The sequence below is a fragment of the Cryptosporangium sp. NPDC048952 genome (genome assembly GCF_043197895.1).
Lineage (GTDB): Bacteria > Actinomycetota > Actinomycetes > Mycobacteriales > Cryptosporangiaceae > Cryptosporangium.
Genome location: NZ_JBICTY010000001.1, coordinates 1,025,233 through 1,050,275, shown reverse-complemented (window position 1 = coordinate 1,050,275; position 25,043 = coordinate 1,025,233). Strand labels below are relative to the sequence as shown.

The 25,043-nt window shown below is 67.9% G+C and carries 31 protein-coding genes, 2 tRNA genes and 1 other RNA gene; 7 read left to right on the top strand and 27 right to left on the bottom strand.

Annotation, left to right across the window (positions count from 1 at the left end):
- Window positions 1–72: 72 nt before the first annotated feature.
- Complete coding sequence (locus ACGFY5_RS04945) at window positions 73–582, top strand: GNAT family N-acetyltransferase (protein ID WP_392717404.1); 510 nt, start codon at window positions 73–75, stop codon at window positions 580–582.
- A gap of 9 nt (window positions 583–591) precedes the next feature.
- A complete protein-coding gene (locus tag ACGFY5_RS04940; protein ID WP_392717402.1) occupies window positions 592–1,956 on the top strand; it encodes an amidohydrolase family protein in 1,365 nt (454 codons plus the stop codon).
- Between the two features lie 30 nt (window positions 1,957–1,986).
- Here ACGFY5_RS04940 and ACGFY5_RS04935 read toward each other — a convergent pair whose 3' ends face one another.
- On the bottom strand, window positions 1,987–2,379 hold the full coding sequence (locus ACGFY5_RS04935) for a hypothetical protein (protein ID WP_392717400.1): 393 nt from the start codon (window positions 2,377–2,379) through the stop codon (window positions 1,987–1,989).
- A gap of 20 nt (window positions 2,380–2,399) precedes the next feature.
- On the bottom strand, window positions 2,400–2,564 hold the full coding sequence (locus tag ACGFY5_RS04930) for a hypothetical protein (protein WP_392717398.1): 165 nt from the start codon (window positions 2,562–2,564) through the stop codon (window positions 2,400–2,402).
- Between the two features lie 387 nt (window positions 2,565–2,951).
- Here ACGFY5_RS04930 and ACGFY5_RS04925 point away from each other — a divergent pair, with 387 nt between their 5' ends.
- Window positions 2,952–3,239, top strand: a complete 288-nt coding sequence (locus tag ACGFY5_RS04925; protein WP_392717396.1) for a hypothetical protein — start codon at window positions 2,952–2,954, stop codon at window positions 3,237–3,239.
- Between the two features lie 801 nt (window positions 3,240–4,040).
- A complete protein-coding gene (locus tag ACGFY5_RS04920; RefSeq protein ID WP_392717394.1) occupies window positions 4,041–4,367 on the top strand; it encodes a CopG family transcriptional regulator in 327 nt (108 codons plus the stop codon).
- A gap of 107 nt (window positions 4,368–4,474) precedes the next feature.
- Here the strand turns inward: ACGFY5_RS04920 and ACGFY5_RS04915 are convergent, their stop codons facing one another.
- Window positions 4,475–4,765, bottom strand: coding sequence for a CopG family transcriptional regulator (locus tag ACGFY5_RS04915; RefSeq protein ID WP_392717392.1), 291 nt, complete (start codon window positions 4,763–4,765; stop codon window positions 4,475–4,477).
- 582 nt (window positions 4,766–5,347) lie between these two features.
- Between ACGFY5_RS04915 and ACGFY5_RS04910 the strand changes: the two genes are divergently transcribed.
- A complete protein-coding gene (locus ACGFY5_RS04910) occupies window positions 5,348–5,743 on the top strand; it encodes a type II toxin-antitoxin system RelE/ParE family toxin (protein WP_392717390.1) in 396 nt (131 codons plus the stop codon).
- Window positions 5,727–6,077 carry a hypothetical protein gene (locus ACGFY5_RS04905; protein WP_392717388.1) on the top strand — a complete coding sequence of 117 codons (351 nt, stop codon included), beginning with the start codon at window positions 5,727–5,729 and terminating at the stop codon, window positions 6,075–6,077. The genes ACGFY5_RS04910 and ACGFY5_RS04905 overlap by 17 nt, the downstream gene beginning before the upstream one ends.
- A gap of 609 nt (window positions 6,078–6,686) precedes the next feature.
- Here ACGFY5_RS04905 and ACGFY5_RS04900 read toward each other — a convergent pair.
- From ACGFY5_RS04900 to ACGFY5_RS04890, 3 genes are all read right to left on the bottom strand, one after another.
- A tRNA-Ala gene (locus tag ACGFY5_RS04900) sits at window positions 6,687–6,759 on the bottom strand.
- A gap of 73 nt (window positions 6,760–6,832) precedes the next feature.
- A complete protein-coding gene (locus ACGFY5_RS04895; RefSeq protein WP_392717386.1) occupies window positions 6,833–7,390 on the bottom strand; it encodes a YqgE/AlgH family protein in 558 nt (185 codons plus the stop codon).
- A gap of 179 nt (window positions 7,391–7,569) precedes the next feature.
- Entirely contained in the window at window positions 7,570–7,764 is a 195-nt protein-coding gene (locus tag ACGFY5_RS04890) for a CsbD family protein (protein WP_392717384.1), read from the bottom strand.
- Window positions 7,765–7,844: 80 nt separating this feature from the next.
- On the opposite strand from ACGFY5_RS04890, the gene ACGFY5_RS04885 reads away from it, so the two are divergent.
- A complete protein-coding gene (locus ACGFY5_RS04885) occupies window positions 7,845–8,645 on the top strand; it encodes an S-methyl-5'-thioadenosine phosphorylase (protein ID WP_392717382.1) in 801 nt (266 codons plus the stop codon).
- A 9-nt stretch (window positions 8,646–8,654) separates the two neighbouring features.
- Here the strand turns inward: ACGFY5_RS04885 and ACGFY5_RS04880 are convergent.
- The 21 genes from ACGFY5_RS04880 to ACGFY5_RS04780 all read right to left on the bottom strand — a co-directional run bounded on the left by ACGFY5_RS04880 (window position 8,655) and on the right by ACGFY5_RS04780 (window position 24,980).
- A tRNA-OTHER gene (locus tag ACGFY5_RS04880) sits at window positions 8,655–8,727 on the bottom strand.
- 198 nt (window positions 8,728–8,925) lie between these two features.
- On the bottom strand, window positions 8,926–9,420 hold the full coding sequence (locus tag ACGFY5_RS04875; RefSeq protein ID WP_392717380.1) for a MarR family winged helix-turn-helix transcriptional regulator: 495 nt from the start codon (window positions 9,418–9,420) through the stop codon (window positions 8,926–8,928).
- 121 nt (window positions 9,421–9,541) lie between these two features.
- Window positions 9,542–9,914, bottom strand: a transfer-messenger RNA (tmRNA) gene (gene ssrA, locus ACGFY5_RS04870).
- Window positions 9,915–9,937: 23 nt separating this feature from the next.
- Window positions 9,938–10,414: an SsrA-binding protein SmpB gene (gene smpB, locus ACGFY5_RS04865; protein ID WP_392717378.1), complete on the bottom strand. Its 477-nt coding sequence runs from the start codon at window positions 10,412–10,414 to the stop codon at window positions 9,938–9,940.
- A gap of 82 nt (window positions 10,415–10,496) precedes the next feature.
- A complete protein-coding gene (locus ACGFY5_RS04860) occupies window positions 10,497–11,738 on the bottom strand; it encodes a M23 family metallopeptidase (RefSeq protein ID WP_392717376.1) in 1,242 nt (413 codons plus the stop codon).
- Between the two features lie 73 nt (window positions 11,739–11,811).
- The gene (gene ftsX / locus ACGFY5_RS04855; protein ID WP_392717374.1) at window positions 11,812–12,693 is read right to left on the bottom strand and encodes a permease-like cell division protein FtsX; all 882 of its coding nucleotides are present in this window, start codon (window positions 12,691–12,693) and stop codon (window positions 11,812–11,814) included.
- 53 nt (window positions 12,694–12,746) lie between these two features.
- The gene (gene ftsE / locus ACGFY5_RS04850; protein ID WP_392717372.1) at window positions 12,747–13,427 is read right to left on the bottom strand and encodes a cell division ATP-binding protein FtsE; all 681 of its coding nucleotides are present in this window, start codon (window positions 13,425–13,427) and stop codon (window positions 12,747–12,749) included.
- 421 nt (window positions 13,428–13,848) lie between these two features.
- A complete protein-coding gene (locus tag ACGFY5_RS04845; protein ID WP_392717370.1) occupies window positions 13,849–14,886 on the bottom strand; it encodes an LPXTG cell wall anchor domain-containing protein in 1,038 nt (345 codons plus the stop codon).
- Between the two features lie 497 nt (window positions 14,887–15,383).
- A complete protein-coding gene (prfB, locus tag ACGFY5_RS04840; protein WP_392717368.1) occupies window positions 15,384–16,499 on the bottom strand; it encodes a peptide chain release factor 2 in 1,116 nt (371 codons plus the stop codon).
- A 124-nt stretch (window positions 16,500–16,623) separates the two neighbouring features.
- Window positions 16,624–17,148 carry a PadR family transcriptional regulator gene (locus tag ACGFY5_RS04835; RefSeq protein ID WP_392717366.1) on the bottom strand — a complete coding sequence of 175 codons (525 nt, stop codon included), beginning with the start codon at window positions 17,146–17,148 and terminating at the stop codon, window positions 16,624–16,626.
- A 156-nt stretch (window positions 17,149–17,304) separates the two neighbouring features.
- On the bottom strand, window positions 17,305–17,703 hold the full coding sequence (locus tag ACGFY5_RS04830; RefSeq protein ID WP_392717364.1) for a pilus assembly protein TadG-related protein: 399 nt from the start codon (window positions 17,701–17,703) through the stop codon (window positions 17,305–17,307).
- Window positions 17,700–18,158, bottom strand: coding sequence for a hypothetical protein (locus ACGFY5_RS04825; protein WP_392717362.1), 459 nt, complete (start codon window positions 18,156–18,158; stop codon window positions 17,700–17,702). Before ACGFY5_RS04825 ends, ACGFY5_RS04830 begins: the two co-directional genes overlap by 4 nt.
- Window positions 18,155–18,550 (bottom strand): TadE/TadG family type IV pilus assembly protein, encoded by a 396-nt coding sequence (locus ACGFY5_RS04820; RefSeq protein WP_392717361.1) that lies wholly within the window; start codon window positions 18,548–18,550, stop codon window positions 18,155–18,157. The genes ACGFY5_RS04825 and ACGFY5_RS04820 overlap by 4 nt, the downstream gene beginning before the upstream one ends.
- A 3-nt stretch (window positions 18,551–18,553) precedes the next feature.
- Window positions 18,554–18,748 (bottom strand): hypothetical protein, encoded by a 195-nt coding sequence (locus ACGFY5_RS04815; protein ID WP_392717359.1) that lies wholly within the window; start codon window positions 18,746–18,748, stop codon window positions 18,554–18,556.
- A gap of 117 nt (window positions 18,749–18,865) precedes the next feature.
- The gene (locus ACGFY5_RS04810) at window positions 18,866–19,249 is read right to left on the bottom strand and encodes a hypothetical protein (protein WP_392717357.1); all 384 of its coding nucleotides are present in this window, start codon (window positions 19,247–19,249) and stop codon (window positions 18,866–18,868) included.
- A 111-nt stretch (window positions 19,250–19,360) separates the two neighbouring features.
- Complete coding sequence (crcB, locus tag ACGFY5_RS04805; RefSeq protein WP_392717355.1) at window positions 19,361–19,726, bottom strand: fluoride efflux transporter CrcB; 366 nt, start codon at window positions 19,724–19,726, stop codon at window positions 19,361–19,363.
- On the bottom strand, window positions 19,723–20,124 hold the full coding sequence (locus ACGFY5_RS04800; RefSeq protein WP_392717353.1) for a fluoride efflux transporter FluC: 402 nt from the start codon (window positions 20,122–20,124) through the stop codon (window positions 19,723–19,725). The genes crcB and ACGFY5_RS04800 overlap by 4 nt, the downstream gene beginning before the upstream one ends.
- Before the next feature lie 16 nt (window positions 20,125–20,140).
- Complete coding sequence (locus ACGFY5_RS04795; protein ID WP_392717351.1) at window positions 20,141–21,067, bottom strand: type II secretion system F family protein; 927 nt, start codon at window positions 21,065–21,067, stop codon at window positions 20,141–20,143.
- Window positions 21,064–21,993 carry a type II secretion system F family protein gene (locus ACGFY5_RS04790; protein WP_392717349.1) on the bottom strand — a complete coding sequence of 310 codons (930 nt, stop codon included), beginning with the start codon at window positions 21,991–21,993 and terminating at the stop codon, window positions 21,064–21,066. Before ACGFY5_RS04790 ends, ACGFY5_RS04795 begins: the two co-directional genes overlap by 4 nt.
- Window positions 21,993–23,120 carry a CpaF family protein gene (locus ACGFY5_RS04785; protein ID WP_392718651.1) on the bottom strand — a complete coding sequence of 376 codons (1,128 nt, stop codon included), beginning with the start codon at window positions 23,118–23,120 and terminating at the stop codon, window positions 21,993–21,995. Before ACGFY5_RS04785 ends, ACGFY5_RS04790 begins: the two co-directional genes overlap by 1 nt.
- A 144-nt stretch (window positions 23,121–23,264) precedes the next feature.
- Entirely contained in the window at window positions 23,265–24,980 is a 1,716-nt protein-coding gene (locus tag ACGFY5_RS04780) for a protein kinase (RefSeq protein ID WP_392717347.1), read from the bottom strand.
- Window positions 24,981–25,043 lie beyond the last annotated feature (63 nt).

The window sequence follows — 25,043 nt, the reverse complement described above, 5'->3', positions numbered from 1 at the left end:
GCTGTCGCGAACCCGCCCTCCACGGGCGGATTGGACTGGGTGGGTGCTCGGGCAGGTCGGAATACTGCGCGCGTGGACGAACTGCGCACCGACCGGCTCCTGCTCCGCCACTGGCGGCCCGACGACGAATCCGCGATGGCCGCGATCAACCGCCACCCGGACGTCGGCCGGTATTTGAACCGCCCGGTCGACGACGCATCGGTGGACGCGTTCTACGGCGTGATCGTCGGCCACTGGGAAACGCACGGCTTCGGCGCCTGGGCGGTCGAGTACCACGGACGCTTCGTCGGATTCGCCGGCCTGGCGCACGTGCCGCCGTTCCTCGCCGAGGCGGGCACCGCACCAGAGCTCGGCTGGCGTCTGAGCCCGGACGTCTGGGGTCATGGACTGGCCACCGAAGCCGCGACCGCCGCCCGCGACGACGCCTTCGGTCGCCTGCGAATGTCCGAGATCATCTCGATCATCCACCCGCAGAACACCCGGTCCCAGCGCGTGGCGACCAAGCTCGGCCTGAGCCGCCACCGCCAAATCCACAACCCCGCCCTCGGCATCCCAACCGACATCTGGCGCGCGGGAGCCTAATCTGCACGGGTGGACGCAGACACGCTCATCCGCAACACCACGATCATCACGATGGACGCCGAGCGGCGCGTCATCACCGACGGCGCGATCGCGTGGTCCGGTGACCGCATCGTGGCGATCGGCAAGTCCGCCGACCTCGACATAACCGCCACGACGACCCTCGACGGCCGCCGCTTCCTCGTCGCCCCGGGCTTCGTGAACGGCCACGTCCATCTCACGGAAGCACTGCTGAAGGGCTTCATGCCCGAAGCGCTTCCGTTCGACGAGTCGCTCTTCACCTGGGTGATGCCGCTCTACGAGGCCCACACACCGCAGGAGCAGCAGGTCGCCGCCCGGCTCGCCGCGCTCAGCATGATCCGCACCGGAACCACCACGTTCCTTGATGCCAGTACGACGGTCGCCCTCGACGAGGTCTTCGAGGCGGTCGAGCCCAGCGGCCTGCGCGGCCGGTTCGGCCGCTGGCAGCAGGACCGCGCGTTCGGCCCGGACGGCCAACTGGAGGCCACCGACGCCGCGCTGCGCGCGCTCGAAACGGATCTGGCCCGGTACCCGGGTGGTGACGGTCAGCGGCTGGCTGCCTGGCCGATGCTGGTCGGCCACAACACCAATACCGACGAGTTGTGGCGCGCCGCCAAAGCTCTGGCCGACGCGCATCGCGCGGGTATCTCGGCGCACCTGAGCCCGGCCCCGAACGACGCCGAGTGGTTCGTCGCGAACACGGGTCGGCGCCCGGTGGAGCACCTCGCGAGCCTGGGAGTGCTCGGGCCGAACCTCAACCTCGTGCACATGGTGCATGTGGACGAGAGCGAGCTGGCTCTGCTCGCCGAGTCGGGCACGAACGTGACGCACTGCCCGGCCGCCGCACTCAAGGGCGGTTACGGCAGCGCGGCGGTGGGCCGCTTCCCGGAAATGGCCGCGGCTGGCGTCAATCTGGCTTTGGGTACTGACGGATCAGACATCGCCGACATGATGAAACCGATGAACCTGATGGCGGGGCTGTTCAAGGACGCCCGCCGCGACACGTCGCTCTTCCCCGCGACGAGCGCTCTCGAGATGGCCACCGTGAACGGCGCCCGCGCGATGGGGATGGCCGATTCGATCGGCAGCCTCGCCGTCGGTATGAAGGCCGACATCGTGCTGCACGACCTCGACCGGCCCGAGTGGCGGCCGGTGAACAACTACGTCCGCCAGCTGGTGTGGTCCGCCGACGGGCGGGGCGTGCACAGCGTCTGGATCGACGGCAAGCGCGTCGTGGACAACTACGCCTGCACGACGCTCGACGAGGAGAAGGTGCTCGCTGACGCCCAGGCGACCGCGGACGCGATCATGGGCCGCTCGGGCCTCCCCTACGTCTACGACTGGCCGGTGCTCTGAACCGTCGGCACCCCCGCCGCCGGCACCTCGTCACCGGCGGCGCTCTGCGCTGGACTCGTCCTCGAACTTCTTCGACCCGAAGTAGAAGCCCACCGCTGTGGCGGTCAGCGCCGTGAGCCCTCCGAGCACCATGTTGAGGTAGGCGCTCATGCGCTCCCACTGCTTGTCTCCCACGAACGCAGCGACCGCGCCGAAGGCCAACACCACGGAGAGTGCGATCAGCAGGTAACGCGTGATCCACTTGCGCATCTCATGCGTGCCGAGTTCGATCACACGCTTGACCGACGGCTCGACGATGTCGTCGTTCGGGGGCTCGTTGCTGACGACGTCATCGGCGGTGGGCTCAAAAGGGCCGACCTCGATGAAGTCGTGGAGACGCTCCGGCTGCTGACCTGCCGGTTCCTGACCTTCACGCTCGGACATGACCGGCGCCTCCTGCTCGATCAGTCATCGTCACGGCTGGCCGGACCGTCACTACCGGGCTCGTCGTCGAGCTCCACCCGGTGATCGCGTCGGACGCGAATACGCGGTAACGCATCCGTGAATACGGTGTAGAGCTTCTCGTCCGGCTCCAGAGACTCAACGAAGTCGTCCGAGCTGGTGGCCACCGAACGGTCCTCTCGCAGACGTTACTACCTTTGGCTGTAAAACCTACAGCAAAACCACGGCACTTCTACTGTTCGCATGGAACAGCCTAGCCATGGTGTGTCGCCGGGACGAGTGCAGCATGCGTCCGTCAGTACCTCTGTGACGACAGCCCTTACCGCCGGGTGATGGTCTAATGACGACGAAATCGGTTAGACTTGTAACGCCTACACGCCGTAGTCGGCATGCGGGCGGTCTACCGCGATTGAGGCGATGCACGAGATGAGCCGGGACATCTCTGAGCAAACTGTGGGGCGTCACAGGGGAAGAAGTGTCTGCGGTTCTCGTCTCCGAACTCGCCGGCAACCCACCTCGAGAGGTTGCTCGAGATTCAGGAAGGAAGCGGATTGATGCCCGCGTCGCCCAAGGAGACGGAAAACCTCGACGAGGAGTCTCCTCCGCGAGGGAAATCAACTAACCGACCCGCACGGCTCTCGGTCAACCTGGGAACAGGACCAGCCACGGCCCTGCGCGAGCTCATGGAGAGCAAGGACATCACCGCCACCGAGGCGATCCGGCGGGCCATCTCCGTCTGGAAGTTCATCGAGGACGAGCAGGCCCGCGGCAACCGAATCGCGGTCATCGAGACAGCTGGCGGTAAGCAAAACGTCCGCGAAGTGCTGTTCCACATGGAGTGAGCGTCAACAAACTCAGAAGCGGCGCTACGGGGAGGTTTTCCGTAGCGCCGCTTTCGTGCCGTTCGGGTCCGTCCGGCCGGAGGCTGAGTGAGCCACAGCGCCAGGGGCCGCAGCGGCCCCTGGCGCTGCGACTACACAGGTCCCCGGCGAGACCTGTGCTTCGGTCCGAGGCTCCCCCTCCAGAGCCTCGGACCGACGATCGCGAGTCGTCGAACGATCCAGAGGCGGAGGGTCCGCACCGTCACAGGCGGGGTGAGGTGATCACCCGGGGTCTCGTTCTCAACGATGTCGTTCCGCTCCCCGCTCGGCTCACCACCCTCGAAGGGACCTGGACCGCTTGCCCCGTAGGTAGGCAAGTGCACCCCTCAGCGTTTTCGTAGTGGCGGAAGGTCGGCACGTAGCCAGACGTCGACCGACCGAAGTCTGCAGCGATGCTACCGGCTTTGGCTATGCGCTGGAAGCACTGTAAACGTACGGTGTCAGCAATTGATACAGCAACTCTACAGCCATATGGCTACAGTGGTACGCGGAGGGGAGACCATGGTGCATCAGAGGGGTGGCAAGCATGAAGGTCGTTAGTTACTCTCATGGCGTGACCGGGGGGAGGTCGCCGGGGGGCGATTTCGATGACGCGCGGGGCGGTGCGCAATGACGCTGCGCCATATATCCGCCGCTCACACCAGATCAGAGACGTTGTTGCTGATGCCGTCTTCGACGGTGGACAACGTTCGGCAGCCCCCTGCGGTGGACCGTGGAAGCGAAGTCCTGCGGCCGCCGACGCAGCAAGGGAGGGGGAACGCAATGGCGACACAGAACGACAACGTTCCAGCGCAGCCGGACACCGAGAGCGCCGCGTCGTTAGCCGGACCATCGACACGACCGGCGCGCTTGTCGGTCAACCTGGGGGAAGAGCCGGCCGCCGCACTACGCGAAATCATGACCCGGCAAGACATCAGCGCGACAGAGGCGGTACGTCGCGCCATCTCACTCTTGAAGTTCGTCGAGGACGAACAGCGCGCCGGTAACCGCCTGGCGATCATCGAAGCCGCAGGGCGACGCCGCTGGCTGCGCAGGCTCCTACTGCTCGGCTGGCGGGAGCCCGACGTACTGGCACAGCGCTCGGCCTAGCCGGGAGCCGTCCCGTCGGAGCTCGACAGCCCAAGAACCGGACAGTCCTCACGGAACTGTCCGGTTCTTGGTTTCCAGCTGAGCTTCTCCGGTCAAGCGCGGGCCGTTCATTCCATTCGGAACAGCACCTCACGGACGTTCTGCTTGCCCTGTGCGGTCTCAATGACCGCGATTCGATTACCGCGCCCCTGTTCGTCCTCGATGAACCTCCAGACGGAGATTGCACGGCGAATGGCCTCGGTTGCCGATATTCCTTTGCTTGCCATCAGTTCCCGCAGCGCTTCAGCAGGGCCGCTACCCAGATTCACCGAAAGCCGTGCAGGGCGTTCAGCTCGCGCGCGCGGCGGCGACTCGCCACGGCCAGCGCCGGTGACATCCTCGCCCGAACGATCTGCCATGAGGCTCGCTCCCCCCTCCTGCGACGTTCATCAATCAGCACCGTGCAGAAGTTCCGTCGCGCCGCCACAGGCAGGGAAAGACACAACAAAACACGTCAACTGATACGTGTACGCGTAAGTCGTGCTGCAACATGCAGCGCGCAAAGTGCAATACTCCAATCCTTCGGAACCCAGTCCAGTGTCACTCATTTGACGCCAACATGCCAGCCGTCATGTGGATAGGGAGCGCCGAACAGCCATCACTTTGCCGCGCTCTTTGCTGCTCGATCCGCCTGTTGGAGGCGCGTACCTCCCGTTCGGCACAACTCGGGAGAGTGCGTCTCGCCAGGGAGGTCTACCTGCGCCGGAACCGATCAGGCAGCGAGCCGGCCCCGTGATGTCAGTACCGCCCGGACGACCGGGAGCGAGGCATCCGCGTGGCCCCAGAACAGTGGTCTAAACGGCCGCCGGAAGTACCCGGCGACCGTCCATACGCTACAGTCGTTGATCAGTCAAGTCTTTACTGATCAGGGTCAGCGGCTTGCTGGGGGGAATTGAATGCCGGGGTTCAACACGTCGCGGCGATGTGATCATTGTGGTCGGGTGCGATTCGGCCGCGGGGCAGGCGGACTCGTCGAAGGTGCGCGAGTAAACGAGCAGACGCCTTCTGCTCAGTTCATCGAAGAGCTCAAACGTGATGGCGACGAGACTCGGCTGGCGAAGATCCAGGCATGTCTCGAAACATATTCACGCCACGGTGAAGAGCATTTGGGGCGGGACATCAAAGAGCTTCGGCAAGGCCTGTGGGAATTAAGAGCCGGCGATGTCCGGTTACCCTTTTTCCGCGTCACCGGCGAAGCACAGAAACGCTGCGAGCACCATACGGTCGTGCGTTTGACCCATGGTTTTAAAAAGCAGGGCCAGCGTATTCCCCGAAACCAGATCGACCATGCCGATTGGATTCGGCGAGAGGACGCCCGCTGTGACCAGCTTACTTGATTACCTTCGAAGCACGGAGACGGGCTCGGCCGCACTGTCGGACGCCAGGCTCCGCTACGACGTCCTGGTCGCACTGAGAGCCGCGTGCCGCAGCGTCAGCGAGGACGAACTGGCCGCCAGACTGGGCATCGCGCGTTGGCGCGTACAACGAACCCTTGCCAACGACGGCAACGTCAGTATCAAGAAGCTCGCACGGTACCTCAACGCCGCCGGTTACGAGCTGAAGGTCGAGCTGGTGTCACTCGAGAGGGCCGACGAGACCGCTTTCGGAGCGCAGCCTGGTGGGGTCGAGGGTCAGATCGCCCTCGAGCTTCCTCAGGCCGCCACCAGTTAGCTATTCCGACCCTCCTTCGAGCAGATAGCAAAGCAACAGCACCCACGTCACGGGATCGTTCCTGAGTAACTCGAGTAACACGAGCATCTCGAGTCGTGGAGGGAGAGGCTGAGTCGAAAACTCGATCAACTCATCACTCGGAACCTCGACCTCGAGGAGGTCTGCCACCATCGGATCACTCTCCTTCCCGCGTCGAACCGCTGACGCGACGGGCTCGTAGTGATACGCCTAGCGGCACCAATTGGCTCGCCGGAGCTCACTGGTATGCGTCCCGGCCCGTGTTGTCGAAAATCGTACCCCGACCCCTGGGCCAACCGTGCATTCCCCGGTGAGCCTTAGTGAGCCGTCCCCCGACTTCTTGGTCAGACAGACTCGATGTCCATCAATTCGTGGCGGAGAGTTATTCTCCCGTCGAGTGAATTCCACAGCAGGAAGCATCGATTGCAAATCATTTGCAACGGCTGCTACTGGTCGGTTCTCACCATCGCGGAACCGAGCGCGCCACCCTCGACGGATGGGGCCGGACGATACATCGAGTGTCACCTGTGCGCCAGGCCTGAAAACAAGGTAGCCGGGTCCGAAGACCCGGCTCTGCCCTGCTCGACGGGGTGGAGCTGAGGGGACTCGAACCCCTGACCCCCACACTGCCAGTGTGGTGCGCTACCAGCTGCGCCACAGCCCCGTCCGGCCCGTTCCGGACCGACTGCTGAATAGTACACAACCAGCGGACGACGACCGAACCGGCCCACCCCGCGCTAGTTCAGCTGCGGATCCGCCGGATAGAACGCCAGCGCGGCCAGCATGCCGCCCTGCCGCCGCAGCACCATCGACCACAGGTCCTCCGGCTGCGGCATGAACGCGTCACCCGGCAGGGCGTCCAGGACTAGCCAGGCTCCCTGCTCGATCTCCGACTCCAGCTGGTCGGCGTCCCACCCCGCGTAGCCGGCGAACACCCGCAGGCGGTCCAGCGACCCGTTGAAACCGTCGGGGCTGGCCGAGAGGTCAACGGTGCCCACGACTCCCTCGACGCGGCTGAAACCGTCCGGCGACGTCCCGGGGCGGACCCGGGCCAGGCAGATCGCGGCCTCGGGCTGCACCGGACCACCCTCGAACACCACCTGCGGCTGCGCCGCGAAGTCCTGCCAGCCGTCGAGCACATCTTCGACCTGAACCTCCGTGGCGCGGTTCAGAACCACGCCGAGCGCCCCACTCGGTTCGTGTGCGATCAGCAGCACGACCGAACGCTCGAAGTTCGGATCCTTCAACGAAGGAGAGGCGACCAAGAGGCGCCCCGTCAGGTCTTCCGCCGGCATGCCAGTGATCATGCCGAACCACCCCCGCCGTCGTTCGCGCTGTCGCCCAGGAGCGCTCGACGGAGCATGCCATTTTGTTCGCCGACACGCGAGTGCCACGTCACAGACGTGACCCCGGCCAGCGAAGGTGGTACAGCAAAACGCCGGCCCCCGGAACGGGGACCGGCGACGCTGTGTGACTACTTCTTGAACGCGTCCTTCACGCTGGAAGCTGCGTCCTTGATGTGCTCACCGGCCTGCTTGATGCGGGATTCCGACTTGTCCGCAGCACCCTCGGCCTGCAGACTCTCGTTACCGGTGGCGCCGCCCCAACGCTCCTTGGCCTCGCCCTTCAGCTCCTGGGCCTTGTTCTGGGTCTTGTCGTCGAAGCTCACTTCGGACTCCCTTCCGATGACTGATGGTTAGGTACCCCACCGCCGCATCGCTACACATCGATGGCCGTAAGGTCGGCCACATGACGACTGCGCGCCCGGATGTCGCCGTGATCGGAGGCTCCGGCCTCTACGCACTGCTGGACGACGTCGACGAAGTGACGCTGGACACGCCGTACGGTGCGCCGAGCGATCCGATCACGATCGGCACCGTCGAGGGGCGGAGCGTCGCGTTCCTGCCCCGGCACGGACGCGACCACCGGTATCCCCCGCACAAGATCCCGTACCGCGCCAACATCTGGGCGCTGCGCTCGCTGGGTGTACGACAGATCCTGGCACCGTGCGCGGTCGGTGGCTTGCGCCCTGAGCTGGGCCCCGGAACGTTCGTCGTGCCCGACCAACTCGTCGACCGGACGTCCGGACGCGACCAGACGTTCCACGACGTCGGCGCCGTGCACGTGTCGTTCGCCGACCCGTACTGCCCCACCGGCCGGAAGACCGCGCTCGCCTGCGCGACCGAGGTCAGCCCGGTCGACGGCGGCACGATGGTCGTCGTCGAAGGACCGCGGTTCTCGACCCGCGCGGAGTCCCGCTGGTTCAGCGCGCAGGGCTGGTCGGTCGTGAACATGACCGGCCACCCGGAGGCGGTGCTGGCCCGCGAGTTGGCCGTCTGCTACACGGCGGTGGCTCTGGTGACCGATCTGGACGCCGGAGTGGACGCCGGCGAGGAGGTCACGCAGGAAGAGGTGTTCCGCGTGTTCGCCGAGAACACCGACCGGATGCGCGCCCTGGTCCTGCGCACCGCGGCCGCGCTACCCACGGAACGCGACTGCGCCTGCTCCCACGCGCTCGACGGCATCGAGATCGCGTTCGACCTGCCGTAGAAAGAATTCACTCGCCGGCCGGAGTCGAACCGGCGTCTCCCCAGAGATACTCCAAGGGCTCTGTCCACTGAGCTACAGCGAGTGGTTCGATCAGTGTCGCGCATCTCCGTTCAACTGAGCACCCCCACACGGCCACTTGCGCAGACACCACCGGCAGACCGCTCCGTCACCACTGTCGACCCGGGCGTGCACCGACCGCCGCGCCCACCTCGACCTCCTGCGTACCGCCATACCCGCCTCCCCGCGAGACTCTCGATGACGATAGCCACCCCCACCGACATCAACGCGGCTCCGCGGGCGCCCCGGTGGTCTCGAAGTCGGTGATGAAGCGGCTGAGCAGGTCGACGAGTTCGTGCACGTCCTCCGCCGGCCAGTGCTGCAGCACCGCGGCGAGGTGCTCGTCGCGCCGGCGCCGCAGCGCGGCCATCGTCTCGTGGCCGGACTCCGTGGGCACCAGCACGCAGGCGCGGCCGTCGGCCGGATCGGGCTGGCGTTCCACCAGACCACGATCGACGAGCTGGGCGATCTGGCGGCTCACCGTCGACGGGTCCGCGTGCACCGCCTCGGCGAGCGCCCCGGCCCGTTGCGGACGCTCGGCGAGCGGGAAGAGCAGCCCGTAGGCCGCGCTCGCGGCCTCACCGACGCTGGCGGCCTGGTGCGCCTTGTGGCGCACCATCGCCCGGCCGAAGCGGGCGAGCTGACGGCCCAGCTCGGTCACGGTGTCGTCAGGGGTAGCGGGCGCCTGCTCGGGGGCGATGACGCTCGAATCAGCCATGGGGAATGTGTCTCCTCGACCAAAACAACTTGCGTGCTACAACTGTAGTGGGGTAGAGGAGCTCCCGCCATCAAGTCGCGGCAAGCGAAAGCCCCGGCCGCTGGGGGCCGGGGCTTTCGGTGAGTGGAGGTGGCGGGAATCGAACCCGCGTCCACCGTCGCCTCAACAGGTCTTCTCCGGGCGCAGTTCGCTATGTCTCTACTCGGCTCCCCTGGTCACGCGAACAAGCCAGTGTGACGAGCCCAGCCACTGTGAGATGTCCCAACCGGTCCCGATAGCCGGACCAGTCAGTAAGCCCTCTTGCTGATGCCAGGACCCGGGCCGAAGGCACTCCCGGACTGACAGCGACTACCTAGCCTCAGGCGGCGAGGGAGTACGCGCGCTGATCAGAGTCGGCGCTTAATTGGTTGCAACGCATGGTTTACGAGCTCATCGTTGCCTTCCTCGGCCCGCTTCCCCTGTCTCAACGTCCGGTGTCGAGACCAATCACCCCCTGGTCGGTGTTGCTCCAACCATTCTAGCGCCGGCCCTTGAGATTGCGCCCATAGGCCTTGGCGATCTCCCGGTCGGAGTCCCGCTTGGCCATGTCCTGCCGCTTGTCCCACGCCTTCTTACCGCGCGCCAGCGCCAGCTCGACCTTGGCTTTCCCATCGAGGAAGTAGAGCGACAGCGGGACGAGCGTCAGCCCACCCTCCTTGATTTTGCCGATCAGCTTCTCGATCTCCGCCCGGTGCAACAGCAGCTTCCGGACGCGACGCGGCGCATGGTTGGTCCAGGTGCCGGCCACGTACTCCGGGATGTGGACACCGTGCAGGTAGACCTCACCGTCGTCGACCAGCGCGAACCCGTCGACCAGTGAGGCCCGGCCGGCACGCAGCGACTTGACCTCGGTGCCGGTCAGCACGACGCCGGCCTCCCAGGTGTCGAGCACGGCGTAATCGTGCCGAGCCTTGCGGTTGGACGCGATGACCTTGCGTCCGGTTTCCCGCGGCATCGACCCTCCTGCCTCTCAAAAGATCCGAACTTTGATCCTACGGCGAGAGGCCACGAGATATTCCAGCAGAGGACTCGAGCTTTCAGAGGTACGGGAGCGGATTCACCGGATTGCCGTCGATCCGCACTTCGAAGTGCAGGTGGTCGCCGGTCGACGCACCGGTCGTCCCGACCAGGCCGATCGTCTCGCCGCGGCTCACCTGCTCCCCCGCCCACACCAGGATCTTGGACTGGTGGCCGTAGCAGGTGGACAGGTCGCCACCGTGGTAGATGCACGTGTAGTTGCCGTAGCCACCGTTCCAGCCGGCCCGCACGACCACGCCGCCGGCCGCGGCCCGGATCGGCGCTCCGGACGGAGCCGCGAAGTCGGTACCGGCATGCAGCTGCGCCCGGTGATAGTACGGGTCGAAGCGCCAGCCGAAGTCGCTGGACTTCCACCCCGACACCGGCATCGACAGCTGCCCCGGGCGGGTCAGCATCCGCGGCCGGGCACCCCGGGTACGCGTCGTGCCTCCGCGCGCCTGCCGTGCGGCCTCCCGCAGCGCCTGCCCGATCCGGTTCGACTCGGCGCGCGCCTCGTAATACCGGGCCACGCTGGCCCGCTTCTCCTGCCCGGCGACGAACACGGCGTTCCGCCGCTGGGCCAGCAGGCTTTCCATCTCGGCCTGCGCGCTGAGTGCGGCGCTCTGTTCGGCCCGCGCCTCACCGAGCGCCCGGCGCGCCTGCGCCCGTGCGGCGTCCGCCCGGCGCTTCTGTTCGGCGACCGTCGCCCGCTGCTCGGCGAGATCCTGCCGCCGCTGCTCCACCGCGTCGACCGCGCGGCTCTGTCCGCCGACCAGCCGCGTCGCGTAGTTGAGCCGGTCGAGCAGGTCGTCCGGTCCCCCACCGGACCCGAGGGCCGACAGCACCATGTACGAGTGCCCCTCGTACGTCGACCGCACGAAGGTGCCGAGTTGCTGACGCGCTTCCTCCACGGCCGCCTGTGCGGCGTCGAAATGCTCCTGGGCGACGCGAAGCGCCCGGGCAGCGCGGGCCGACGCCCGTTCCGCGGACGCGGCGCGGACCTGGGCGGCAGCGACGCGGCCCTGCGCGACCGCGACCCGGTTCTGCACGCCGGGCAGCTGCTGCGTGGTCTGGACGAAGGCCTGGGTGGCCGCTCGGGCGCGGTCGGTCGCGGTCTCCATGATCGAGGCCGCCCGCGCCATGGCCCGGCGGGCCGCTGCCTGCTCCGCGGGTGTCGGACCATTGCGGGCGTACGCGCCCGATAGATCGACGAGGAGTACTCCCGCCAGCGCGAGCACCAGACAGACTGCGAATCGCCGCATTCCACCCTCCCGGATGGATACGGTACGACTAGTCCGATTAGTTCACAAAAGTCACGAACCTATCGGCGAGTCATCAGACCTTGACGTAGAAGCGCAGGGTGGTCCAACCCGTGACGCCGGCGGTGAGTACCGCGACCAGGGCGAGAATCGGCGCGGTGACAGCGATTTCACTCCACCCGATCGACGGCACGACGCTGTTCTGCCCCAGCGCCTTCAACGCGTCGTCGATGACGATCACCTTCGCGATCGCCAGACCGACCGAGGCCAAAATCGCACCGATCAGACCGGCGACGGCGGCCTCCAGGATGAACGGCAGCCGCACGTACCAGTTCGACGCGCCGACGAGCTTCATGATGCTGACCTCGCGCCGCCGACTGTAGGCGGCCACCTGGATCGTGTTACCGATCAGCAGGATCGCGGCGGCGCCGGAGACCAGCGAGACGACCAGCGAGAGGTTCTTGACCGCGTCGATCGCGTCGAACAGGCGACCGACCAGCTCCTGCTGCGTCGAGACGACGTCGACGCCGGCTTCGTTCTTGTACTTCGCGTCGACGGCGTTGGCCTGCGACGGATCTTCCAGCTTGATGCGGAAGGACTCCGGTAGCGACTCGGGCTTGGTGTTCTCCACCAGGTCGGGCGACTCGGCGAAGAGCTCCTTGAAGCGCTCGTACGCCTCCTGCTTGCTCTCGTACGTGACCGACTTGATCGACGAGTCGCTCTCCAGCTTCTGCTGGAGGGCGTCCTTCTGCTCGGCCGTGACCGCGGTCTCCAGGAAGATCGTGACCTCCACCTGGGCGTACAGCAGGTCCTTGGTCTTGTTGACCTGCGTGTACAGCAAGCCTCCCGCACCGAGCAGCGCCAGCGAGATCGCCGTGGTGAGGATCAGAGCGACCGTCATCGTGACGTTGCGCCACAGGCCGGTCGCAGCTTCGGTCAGGACGAACTTGGCACGCATGGATTCCTCAGAAGGATGGAATGGGGGGCGCTAGCGCTCGGTGCCGGGATTTCTCACCCGTAGACGCCGCGAGCCTGGTCGCGGATGATCCGGCCGCGGTCGAGCTCGACCACGCGACGGCGCATCTGGTTCACGATGTTCGAGTCGTGCGTGGCCATGACCACCGTGGTGCCGGTGCGGTTGATCCGGTCGAGCAGTCGCATGATCTCGATCGACGTATCGGGGTCGAGGTTTCCGGTCGGCTCGTCGGCCAGCAGCACCAGCGGCCGGTTGACGAACGCGCGCGCCACCGCGACGCGCTGCTGCTCACCACCCGAGAGCTCGTGCGGGTACCGGTTCTCCTTGCCCTCGAGACCGACCAGGCTCAGCACCTCGGGCACGACCCGGCGGATGACCGAGCGGGTCTTCCCGATGACCTCCAGCGCGAACGCGACGTTTTCCGCCGCGGTCTTGTTGGGAAGCAGCCGGAAGTCCTGGAACACGCAGCCGACACTGCGCCGCAGCTGAGGGACCTTCCACGGCCGGATCGTCGCGACGTCCCGGCCGGCCACCAGGACCTTGCCGGTCGTTGCCGTGTCCTCTTTGAGGAGCAACCGGATGAACGTAGACTTCCCCGAACCCGACGGCCCGATGAAGAAGACGAACTCGCCCTTCTCGACGTTGACGTTCACGTCGTCGAGGGCAGGGCGACGCGACTTCGGGTACGTCTTGGTCACGCGGTCGAGGGTGATCACGGTGGCCGAGTTTAGCCATACCGCCCGCTCGCTCAGGCCGGGCTACACAGCTCTCCTACGGTCTTGTTCAGAGTCGGCCCGTACGTACGCTCGTTTCCACCGGTGTTACGGGTGGTTCAGGGCGTGACTGGTGGGTGTTCGGAGCCGTCTCACTCTGCGCAACCACCGCACGTTGCCAATGGTCTGTCACCGAGAGCGCAACCCCGGAAGTCGCGGCCCCGACGGGATCCACTACCGCGACCTCGGAATTGCGGTCCCCGACGATTCAGCCCGCCGAAAATCCTTAATGCGGCGATAAGAATCGGCTAGAGATGCGAATAGGTTCGTCGCCACCAGCAGATCCGCACAAGCAGTTGGCCCGGCCGCACGAGCGGCCGGGCCAACCATTTCAGGCAGTGCTATTTACGGGCGAGCCTTGGCGTCAGGCGCGCTTCTTGCGGCGGGTGAAGACGACCATGCCGATACCCAGGCCCAGGACCAGCACGGCGGCGGCGATGAGGCCACCCAGGCTGGCACCGGTCACGGGCAGGCTGTCCTCTTCGGCGGCCGGCGACGGCTCAGCCTCGTTGTCCTCGCCACCGGAGGCAACCTCGCTGGCGCTGGCGCTCGGGCTGGCCTCGGGAGACTCGGTCTCCTCGGCGTTGTTGTCCTCGTCCTCGCACTTGGTGACGTCGAGGCTCTTCTCGGCCAGCTTCTTGTCGCGGATCGCGACAGCGACCTTGATCTTCGAGAAGTCCAGCTCGCCGTCCTCCGACACCTTGGCCACCGAGCCGGCGTCGTCCTTGTCGAGGTCCTCGGGCAGCGTCAGCGAGTCGCCGGCGTCGACCTTGAAGTCCTCGGTCAGCGGCTCGTTGTCGTCGAGCTTGATGAACACGCGGAAGCGAACCGGCCGGTCCGTCGGGTTGGTGAGCTCGATCGAGAAGGCCTCGCAGCTCAGGACGATCGCGGCAGACGCCTCGTCCTCGTCGGGCTTCTGGGTCGGCCGCGGCTTGCCACCGCAGTTGTCGCCGGGCAGCGGCACGTCGACGAACTCGTCGTGCTCGACCTTCTTGCCGTCCTTGCGCCACTCACCGTGGACGTGGATCTTGGCGACGTCGCGGTTCTTGGCGTCCTTGACGCCCCGGCTCCCCTTGGGCAGGAACTGCTTGCCCTCGATGGTCTTGCCGGCCTCGATCTCGTCGTCAAGCTCGAGCTTGCTGTCCTCGGGCCAGACGGCCACGGTCAGCTTCTCGTCGGTTTCCTTGTCCTGGTTGGTCACCGTCCACTCGACGACGTAACGACCGTCGACGCACTCAGCGGTGCCCTTCACAACGTTCTCGGTCGCGTTCGCCGGGGCGGCGGTCAGCGCCACCGCACCCATGGTCACCAGACCGGTCACCATCGACGCGGCAAGGCCACGGCGGAGCGCACCGCGTAAGCCTCGGGCCATCTCAAGCACTTCCATTCCGTCGGTGGACATCAAAAGAACATCTGGGAACGACAAAGGACACGCCGTGGACGGGATCAGCGCATGCGCCGACCTCTGACGTCGTGCCCCCTAGTAGCCGCGATTCCCAGGTACTACTGGACTCGCTGCTGGTGCCAGACCATACGTTAACAATCAGATGTCACGCCATAGCTATGCGAATGTTGTGTGCGGGATTTAAGAGGCGCGATGGCCCGATGGTTAAGGTGAGTACGACAACCATTAGGTGCTCTCAAGCAACCTTCATACACACGTCGTCATCCCCGGTAGTGGGACGGGACCGCTGGTCGCAGCGGTCGGCGCAGGTCGTGGGTCAACGGCCCCGTCACGGAGCGCTCCCGCCGGGTGAGCACACGTCGCGTTAACAGGTCTAAGACAACCTGGACGGAGACGCGGAAAGGTTGACCGGTGGTTAACCGATCGGAGGATCGGTTCGGTACGACTACGGGCCTCCCTTCAGCGAAGAGAGGCCCGTAGGTGAAGTGGGTGCGTCAGGAGACGGGGGCGTCCTGCTGCTTGCGCCAGCGGATGCCGGCCTCGATGAACCCGTCGATGTCCCCGTCGAACACGGCCTGGGGGTTACCGGCCTCGAACTGGGTGCGCAGGTCCTTGACCATCTGGTACGGGTGGACGACGTAGGAGCGCATCTGGTTGCCCCAGGAGTTGCCACCATCGCCCTTCAGGGCGTCCATCTCGGCTTTCTGTTCCTGACGGCGGCGCTCCAGCAGGCGTGCCTGCAGAACCCGCATCGCGGCAGCCCGGTTCTGGATCTGCGACTTCTCGTTCTGGCAGGACACCACGATGCCGGTGGGCAGGTGGGTGATGCGCACGGCCGAGTCGGTGGTGTTGACGCTCTGACCACCGGGGCCCGACGAGCGGAAGACGTCGATCCGCAGGTCGTTCTCGGGGATGTCGACGTGGTCGGTGGTCTCGACGACCGGCAGCACCTCGACGCCGGCGAACGACGTCTGGCGGCGACCCTGGTTGTCGTAGGGGCTGATGCGGACGAGCCGGTGCGTGCCCTGCTCGACCGAGAGCGTGCCGTAGGCGTACGGGGCCCGCACGGTGAACGTCGCGGACTTGATGCCTGCCTCTTCGGCGTAGGAGGTGTCGTAGACCTCGGTGCCGTAGTGGTGACGCTCGGCCCAGCGCAGGTACATCCGCAGCAGCATCTCGGCGAAGTCGGCCGCGTCGACACCGCCGGCCTCGGCGCGGATCGTGACGAGCGCCTCGCGCGGGTCGTACTCGCCGGAGAGGAGCGTGCGGACCTCGAGCTCCTCGACCGTGGCGCGCAGGGACTGCAGCTCGGTCGCGACTTCCTGGACCGAACCGGCGTCGTCCTCGGCTTCGGCCATCTCCAGCAGGAGCTGGGCGTCCTCGAGTCGCTGGCGGATGCCTTCGATCTTGTTGAGCTCGCCCTGGACCCACGAGAGGCGCGACGTGACGCCTTGCGCGCGCTCCTGGTCGTCCCACAGGTCGGGCGTAGCGGCCGCCTCGTTCAGCTCCGCGAGCTCGCGCCGGAGCTTGTCGAGGTCGATGACGCTCTCGACCGAGGTCATGGTCGTATCGAGAGCCTTGAGCTCTTCATGAAGGTCGACGGCAGCCACAGCTAGCCAGCCTACGCGCTCGCGGGGCGTGCCCGCTTCACTGCCGTTGGTGCTCCGAAAGGTTTCGTTCCCGGCCGAGCGTGGCGCCACCCGGTACTCACGCGCGGCCGGGAACGGGTTTGGTTCAGCTCCCGGACAACCCCGGGGCCGTGTCGAGCCACTTCAGGATCGACCGTTGGTACTGGATCGCGAATTCCAACGTTGCGGCTTGGAACGCGTCATCGCGCTTCTTGACCTCTTTGAGCTCCTCCCGGAGCTCGGCCAGACGTGCGTTGTGCTCTTCCCGACGCTCCGCGTACAGCTCCTGGAGCTGCTGCGGCTTGTGCAGAGACCCGAAGGCCGCCCGCAGCATGAGCGGGTTGCGCAGCTGGTCTCGCCCCGCGTCCTCGCCCAGCCACTTCGCGAACACCCGCTTACCGGACGCGGTGATCGCATAGGGCTGCGAAGAGCGGGGGCCGGGTCTTCCTAGCCGAACGAACCCTCTCTCGGCCAGCACCGGCAGTTCGCGGTATACCTGGCTCCGAGTCGTGGTCCAGAACGGACCCAATCTGTTCTCCGCAGTGGCCATGAGCTGGCCACCTGTCATCGGACCTTCGTGGAGCAGCCCGAGCAGGGCTGCTGCAGTCGCATTGAGACCTTTCTCCGCCATGTTAGCCACGGTGACACGATTCGGGCGGTCGCGCCATACGCCACGCCTTCCAAAGTGGAACCCATCACAAGTCGGACAGTTACCAGGTCACCGGGTACGCGGTTCTACCCGGGAAAGTTCCCGGCCAATCGTCGAGAAGCGCCGGTCACAGTCCGATCAGGTGCTCCAGGGTACTCGTGCGGAGCTAATTACGACCCTCTCAATTCCGTCCGGTATACCGAACAATCGTCCGAACGGGAGGACGGCCTTATGCGTACAGATCAGTGTGATCTGATCATTTTGTACGCTCACGCTTGCGATAGCGCCCTCGTTTTGTATACCCGCGAGGTAGTCGCGCAGCTCAGCGGCTACTTGGTCGGGGGGCGGATCTGCTCCGTAGGCCGCGATTTTCGCGGTGCTGTCGGCGGCGGCGAGTGCGGCGCCGTCGCACCAGGCCTGGAGGTCGCGTTGGGCCAGAAATGCGCTGGACGCGGTCGTGGCGCCGGCGATCAGCAGCAGCGCGAGGAGCGTCGAGAGCAGGATCAGCGGGGTGAGGCTGCCCTCGTCGCGGCTCACCGCGCGCCTCGCAGATCGTCCACACGTACGACGTAGCGTGCCTCGACGGCGTTCCGGCCGGCGTCGAGGAAGGCCGGGACGCCCGGGATCCGGTAGGTGCGTCGGACGCAGAGCTCGAAGCGCGCCCCCGGTTCGAACGGAGGCGTGTTAACGGCGTTCACGACGAGGCCCTGGCAGGAGTGGCCGACCGGTCCCCAGCGGAGTTCGGCTGGGCCGGTGAGGTTCTGGTCGTCGAGCGCGAGCCGGACCGCGTACTCGGCGCGGGCCGGGGCGGTCGCCGGGTCGTCGGCCGTGGCGTAGGCGCGACCGGCCTCGCGGGCTGCCTGGGTCACCGCGAACGCGTTGCGCTGGACTTCGGACAGTGCGAGGGCGAGGTAGAGGAGGGGTAGCAGGAGGAGCACCCCGGCGAAGACGAACTCGACGGTGGCCGCTCCGCGATCCCGGGCCCGGATCATTGGGCGCGGCTTTCTTCGACCGCGTGAGCAGTGACATGGAGCGGGAGGGCGTCGCCGAGCGGGGCGAAGAAGACCGGGAGGGCGCCGGAACACTCCACTCCGGCCAGCCGCAGGCCGCCGTCGCCGAATTCGTCACGCCCGACGCACCGGACGCGCTCCGCGACGCCGGCCCCGGCGCCGCGCCGCAGGACCTCCTCGGCCCGCGCAGCGCCCTGCCCTACGTCGACATCGGCGTTGGCGGCGAACCGCGCGCCCTCCGCCGCGCACGCGGCCACGATGTTGCGGACGTACAGGTAGACCGCGACCTGCAGCACGCCCAGCAACAGCAGGAGCAGCACGACCGACACCAGCGCGAACTCCACGACCGCCGAGCCGCGGTCGTCGCGGCGCACCGGTCACCGCCCCGTGTCGGAGACCACCTGATCCAACGCGTTCTGCACCGCGACGACTATCGCGTCACGGAAGACCGCGAACACCGCGGCGACCAGGCCCGCGGTCATCACCGTGACCATGACCCAGCCGGGCACGTCGCCGGCGTCGCCCCGGAGTCGGCACGACAGACGGACTAAGAGACGGGTGGGAGGCAGCATGGGACGCCCTCCGTGCGCTCGACGCGGTTTCCCAAGGCCCCATGAAAAGCCTACGGACCCACCCATGGCCGTGGCGAGGATTCTTCCCAACTGTGGATGACGGGTCTGCCGAAGTGGCTAGGCGAGCTCGGACGGGCGCTTCACGTCGTTCTCGTCGAGGATCGCGCGGAGGGCGTCGGCGAGCCGGTCCGGCGGGATCTCGTCCTCCGGGCTCATCGGGCGGTCGGAACGACGGAAACTGCGCTCCCAGCCGTGCCGCCCGTCGGCGAAGACGAGCACGCCGTCCCCGTCGCCTTCCACCTCGGTGGCCCAGTAGCGGTCCTCGTGCTGACCGGTCAGCTCGCGCATGAATGATCCGAGCTTGCGTGACGTGCCCGGGTTGTCGGCCTCACCCATCGCGGCGAGGAACGCGTCGACCAGCCGGGTGCGCTCGGCGCGCTCCGCCTCGAAGCCGGGATCCGCCTCCGAGAACCCGTGCTCTTCCTTCCGGACGTCGACCATGAAAACCGGCCTCCCTTTTTGTCGTCTCTGGTCTCCTGCCCGAACAGGTGTCAACGAAACCTGCCCACTGATACACGAGCGCTGCCATAAGACAGATAAAGCCCAAAACGGCTAAATATCAGTGAAAGCCAAAGCCGAGACGAGCCCGATCGCTGCTGCTCCCATCCCCGCGCACAGGCTAACGACGACGTAGAACAGGGCGACGAGCGACTCGCCGCCCCGCGTCAGCCGGTACGTGTCGTAGCTGAACGTCGAGTACGTGGTGAGCGCCCCGCAGAAGCCGGTGCCCAGCAGCGCGGTGACCGGGGTGGACGCCGGCAGCCCCGCGACGAATCCCAGGACCAGCGAACCGACGACGTTCACCGCGAGCGTCCCCCACGGGAACGTGGTGCCGTGTCGGGCCTGGATCGCGCGGTCGGTGAGGTACCGCAGTGGCGCGCCGACGGCCGCCCCGAGCGCGACGAGGAGCACGGTCACCGGCGCCACCGAGCGACTGCCCAGGTGGTCGCCGTGGCGCCCACCCACACCGCTGTCAGCGCACCGAGCACCGTGCCGAAGAGATAGGCGAGGCCGGTCGCCGCCGCACCGGCGGTCGCGGTGTGGCCGACGTCGACGACATACGTCGAGAACGTCGTGTAGCCGCCGAGCACCCCGATTCCGAGGAACGGCCGGATCAACCGATGGTTCGGGTACACCTCGGTGACCACGACCATGAGGACGCCCATCAGCAGGCAACCGGACACGTTGGTGACGAACGTCGACCACGCGAAGTCGCCCGGACCGTGCGGCCACGCGACCGACAGGCCGTAGCGGGCCAGCGCGCCGATCACACCACCGGCGGACACCGCGGCGACGACTGACTTGTCCCCCGGCACGGTGGCAACGGTAGCCCTACTGGGTGAGCAGGCTGATCGACACCAGGCCGGGGTAGAGGGCGAACAGCACGGTGACCGGCAGGATCAGGAACACGACCGGCACCATCATCGCGATCTCGCGGCGCCCGCCGGCTTCGAGCAGCGCGCGGTGCCCGGCTTCGCGGACGTCGGACGCCTGGGCGCGCAGAACCTCCGCCAGGGGTGTGCCGCGGTCGAGCGCGACGACGAAGCCGTCGACGAACCGGACGAGTGGCTCGAGGGCCGTGCGGGCGGCAAGCTCCTCGAGGGCGGTGGTGAGGCCGGCGCCCGACCGGCTCTCGTCGAGTACCCGGGTCAGTTCGCGGCCGAGTTCGCCCCGGCAGGCCGCGCTGACGCGGCGGAGGGCGGCGGTGGGCGCTTCGCCTGCGGTCACGGCCAGCGCGAGGAGTTCGGCGATCACCGGGAGCTCGGTGCGGAGCGCCTCGGTGCGGCGCCGGACCTGGACCGCGAGCCACCAGTCACGGCCCAGCCCGCCGGTCAGCGCGCCGATGGGGGCGAGCAGCACGAGCCCGAAGACGCCGCCCAGGGCAGCGCCTCCTACCGCGCCGCCGACGAGTCCGGCGGCGGCCCATCGGACCTGCTCGGCCCGGAACGCCGCCACCGAGTCGGGCAGCCCCGCGGCGACCAGCCGCCGCCGGAGGCCCGCCCCACCCGGCAGCATCCCCTCGATCCATCCCGCCACCAGGTCCGCAACCGCCCGCCCAGCCCCCACCCACTGCCCCGCCCTCATCCCGGGGCGCGAGGTGCTCCCCGAGCGCAGCGCGGCGCGACTCACTTCGGGGCGGCCCAGGTAGGGCGCTAGGCGGTCGTCGAGGCGCGGGTGGCGGGCGGGTGGACCGCCCCAGGTGACGAGGGCGACCCCGAAAGCGAACGCGAGCCCGAGCAGGGCTCCGAGCAGGCTCACGCGAGCACCCGCCGCTCGACCGGCAGCCGACCGATCCGGAGCATCAGCCGGTACGCGAGCATGGTGACCGCACCACCGAGCGCGAGCAGCACCCGGCCGGACGCGCTGTCGAACACGCTCAGCGTCGTGGACTGGGTCGCCAGCAGAAGTAGCACCAACCAGGGTGCGGCCACCGCGAGGCGGGCCGCGTTCACGGTCCAGCCCTGACGGGTCTCGAGCTCGGCACGGATCCGGGCATCCGCACGCAGGAAACTCGAGAGCGTGCGCAACAGGCGCCCCAGATCGGTGCCGCCGACTTCCCGCGCGACGCGGAGCGCCTCGCAGATCCGATCGGCCACCGGATCGGCCAGGTCGTCCTTGAGCCGGTCGAGGCACACCAGGAACTGACCGGTGGCGCGGTGGTCGGCCGCGAATCGGCCGAACGCCGGCCGCAGCGGCGCCGGGCCACGCTCGGCGAGAGCCGCCACCGCCTCCGGCAGCGACATCCCGGCCCGCACCGCCGAGGCCAGGTTGTCGACGACGTCCGGCCACGCGTCCCGCAGCGCGCGGACGCGAGCCGCCCGCATCCGCCGCACGAGCGCGACCGGCGCCAAGCAGCCGAAGGCCGCGAAACACGTCGCGACCGAGCTGCTTCCGGTCACCACGAACGCCGCCGCGCCCGCCGCCACCCCGGCACCAACTTGGGCCGCCGTGAGCTGCGCAGGCCCGACCTCGGGCAGCCCAGCCGCCCGCAACATCTCCGCCCGGCGCCCGCACCGGCCCGAACCCGCCCGCAATTCCCGCGCCCACGATCCCGCGGCCCCGCGCTCGACCGGCGCCGCCCCGGTACCCCCCGGACCCGCGGCGCTGCTGGTGGCGTCGGGGAAGACGCGACGGAGGAGCAGGGCCAGGCCGCAGCCGAACACGAACCCCAGCAACGCACCCATCAGGCGGCTCCCAGCAGCGCCGGAAGGTCGAAGCCCGCGCGGGCGTAACGCTCGCCGTGCGGTGGGAAACCGTCGCGCCGGACGAGGCCGTCGCGGGTCGTGGAGAAGATCTCCGCGGTTTCGACCGCACCCTCGCCACTGCGCCCGCCGACCGCGACGATCTCCCGGACCCGGCGCTCGCCGGCACCCGTGAGCTCGACGTGCACGACCAGGTCGACGCAGGTCGCCACGGTCGGCACCACGAACGACGGATGCACGTTCACGCCTGCCAGCAGCGGGAGCATGCAGAGCTTCGTCACGGCCTGGCGTGCGGAGTTCGCGTGCACCGAGCAGAGGCCGGGCAGCCCGGCGTTCAGCGCGAGGAGCAGATCCAGCGCCTCGGCCTGCCGCACCTCGCCGACGATCAGCCGATCCGGACGCATCCGCAGCGCCTCGGTGACCAGGCGGCGCAGCGGGATCTCGCCGGTGCCTTCGAGGTTCGGCTGGCGGGTCTGGAGAGCGACCCAGTCGGGGTGGTGACGCAGTTGGAGTTCGAACACCTCTTCGCAGCTGATGATGCGTTCACTGGCCGGTATGGCGCCGGCCAGGCAGTTCAGGAGCGTGGTCTTCCCCGCTTGCGTGCCCCCGCTGACGATGACGTTGACGCCGGCCACCACTGACGCCTCGAGGAAGCGGGCGGCGTGCGGTGTGAGCGTGCCGAGGGCCACCGACTCGGCGAGCGAGTGTGCCCGCGCGACGAACTTCCGGATGTTCACTGCCCAGTGCTCGCGCGTGACGTCGGGAATCACGACGTGCAGCCGTGACCCGTCGGTGAGCATTGCGTCGACGAACGGCGTGGAAAGGTCCACGCGCCGGCCGCTGTGTTCCAACGCACGCAGCACCAGTTCCTCGACCTGGCCCGGCACCAGGATCGTGGTGGTGAGCTCGGAGCGGCCGCCGCGCGCGACGAACACGCGGCCCGGGCCGTTGACCCAGATCTCCTCGATCGTCGGATCGTCGAGGAAGCGCTGGAGTGGGCCGAGGCCGGCGACGGCGTCGAGCACCGTCTGGCGGGTCTCGGTGCGGTCCGCGGGCGACGCGGCGAGCACCTCGTCGATCAGGACGCCGACCGCGGCCGGGTCCTCCATCGGGTCGACGCCGCGCCGCCGCACCAGCTCACGGACCTGCTGTTCGATGCTCTCCACGCCACCTCCCGTCCCGTATCGCTCTCTGACCGTAGCGAGCACGGAACCGGGAGTGACGAGGTTCAGTAGCGCCTGTGGATAAGGTGGTCAGCCGATGGGCTGGCCGATTTGTCCGCCGTCGGAAGGCATGGTTGTCGGCATCGGGTTGGACGGGGCACCCGACTGGCTGGGCTGCGGGTCGACCGGGATGCCGGTCGGCGGGGTGGCCTCGGGGAGCTGGTTGCCCGGCTGGGTCGGGGCGGCCTCGCTCGGCGTCGGCTTCGCCGCCGGTGCCGACGGGGAAATCGACGGTGCGGTCGACGGTTTCGGGTCGGCCTCTTCCGACGACCCGAGGACGGCGAAGGCTCCGCCTACCGCGCCGATCACGACGAGAAGCAGGATCACCAGGCCGACGATCAGCGGCCAGCGCTTCTTCTTCGGCGGTTCCTGACGGGGCGGGATGGTGCCCGCCGGGAATGCCCAGCGCGGCGGCGAGAGCGTGTCGTCGAACGAAGGCGGCGCGCCCCCGGGCGCTCCTGGAGCGCCCGCGCCGGGCCCACCCGCGGCGGGATACACGTTCGTGGGCGCCACCCCGCCGGGCGGCGGGTAGCCGCCCGGGGGAGGTGGCGGTAATTGACCGCCGCTCCCGGGCGTACCGGGTGAATCCCATCCCGGCGTCCCGTTCGACGGTGACCCCGAAAGGTCCGAATCCGACGGCCCCACCATTGCGAATGCCTCTCCCGGTCGAGTTCCACTCGGTGATACCGGCGCTGCTGCGCCGACGAGCTCCGGCGCGATCGCCGGCGCCGCGGACGGCGCCGACTCAGGCTCCGGCAACGCCAGCGTAGGGTTCGGCCGCACCACCCGCGCCACGGTCTCCTCCGCCGCTACCGCAGCGGCGGCCGGGGAGACCGGCAGCACCGACGTCACGCGCTCGTCCGGCTCGATCCCCCCGGTGATCGACTCCACCACCGGAACGATCCGGAAGTGCGGAGTCCCCTCCGGCAACGGCGTCGCGGCCGCCACCCCCGCCAACTCCGGCGCCACCCCGCGCAGCTCCGACGCGAGCGTCTCCGCCGCCGGACGTCGAGCCGGATCGCGGTACAGGCACGACGTCAGCACCGGACGCAACGCCTCGGGCACCGCGTCGGTCCAGATCGGTGCGGAGCTCACGTGTCGCTTCATCACCTCGGCCGACGACCCACCCCGGTACGGCGTCGTGCCGGTGAGCAGCTCGTACAGCACGATGCCGAGCCCGTACACGTCACTCGCGGGGATCGACGCATGACCTTGCACCACCTCGGGCGCGATGTACTCGGGCGTCCCGTAGCTCAGCGGCGCCGGTCCGTGCACCAGCCGGGCCACCCCGAAGTCCGCCAGCCGGATCGAACCACCGTCAGCGGGCACCAGCACGTTCGCCGGTTTCACGTCGGCATGCACGACACCGGCCGCATGCGCTGCTGCCAGAGCGTCGGCAATCGTCGCAGCCATCAACACGGCGGACGTCGGCGCGAGGGCGCCGGCCACCGCGAGCGTGTGCCGCAGGTCCGCACCGTCGACCAGGTCCATCACCAGGCTGATCTGCTCGCCCTCGACCACCAGGTCACGGATGCGGACGACGGCCGGGTGCTGGATCGACGTCAGCACCCGCCGTTCGCGCAGGAAGCGGTCGACGACATCGGCGTCGGTGGCCAGCTCGGCCCGGATCTGCTTGGCGGCGACCAGCTCACCGGTCGCCAGCACCCGCGCGCGCCACACCGAACCCGTGGCACCGACGGCGATCTTCTCCACCAGCTCGTATCGGCTGCCCAGTGGCGTGGTCATGTCCCCGAGTATGCAAACCCCCTTCACCAGGGGTCTCCCGGTTTCGTGCCACTCGAGGTCGGC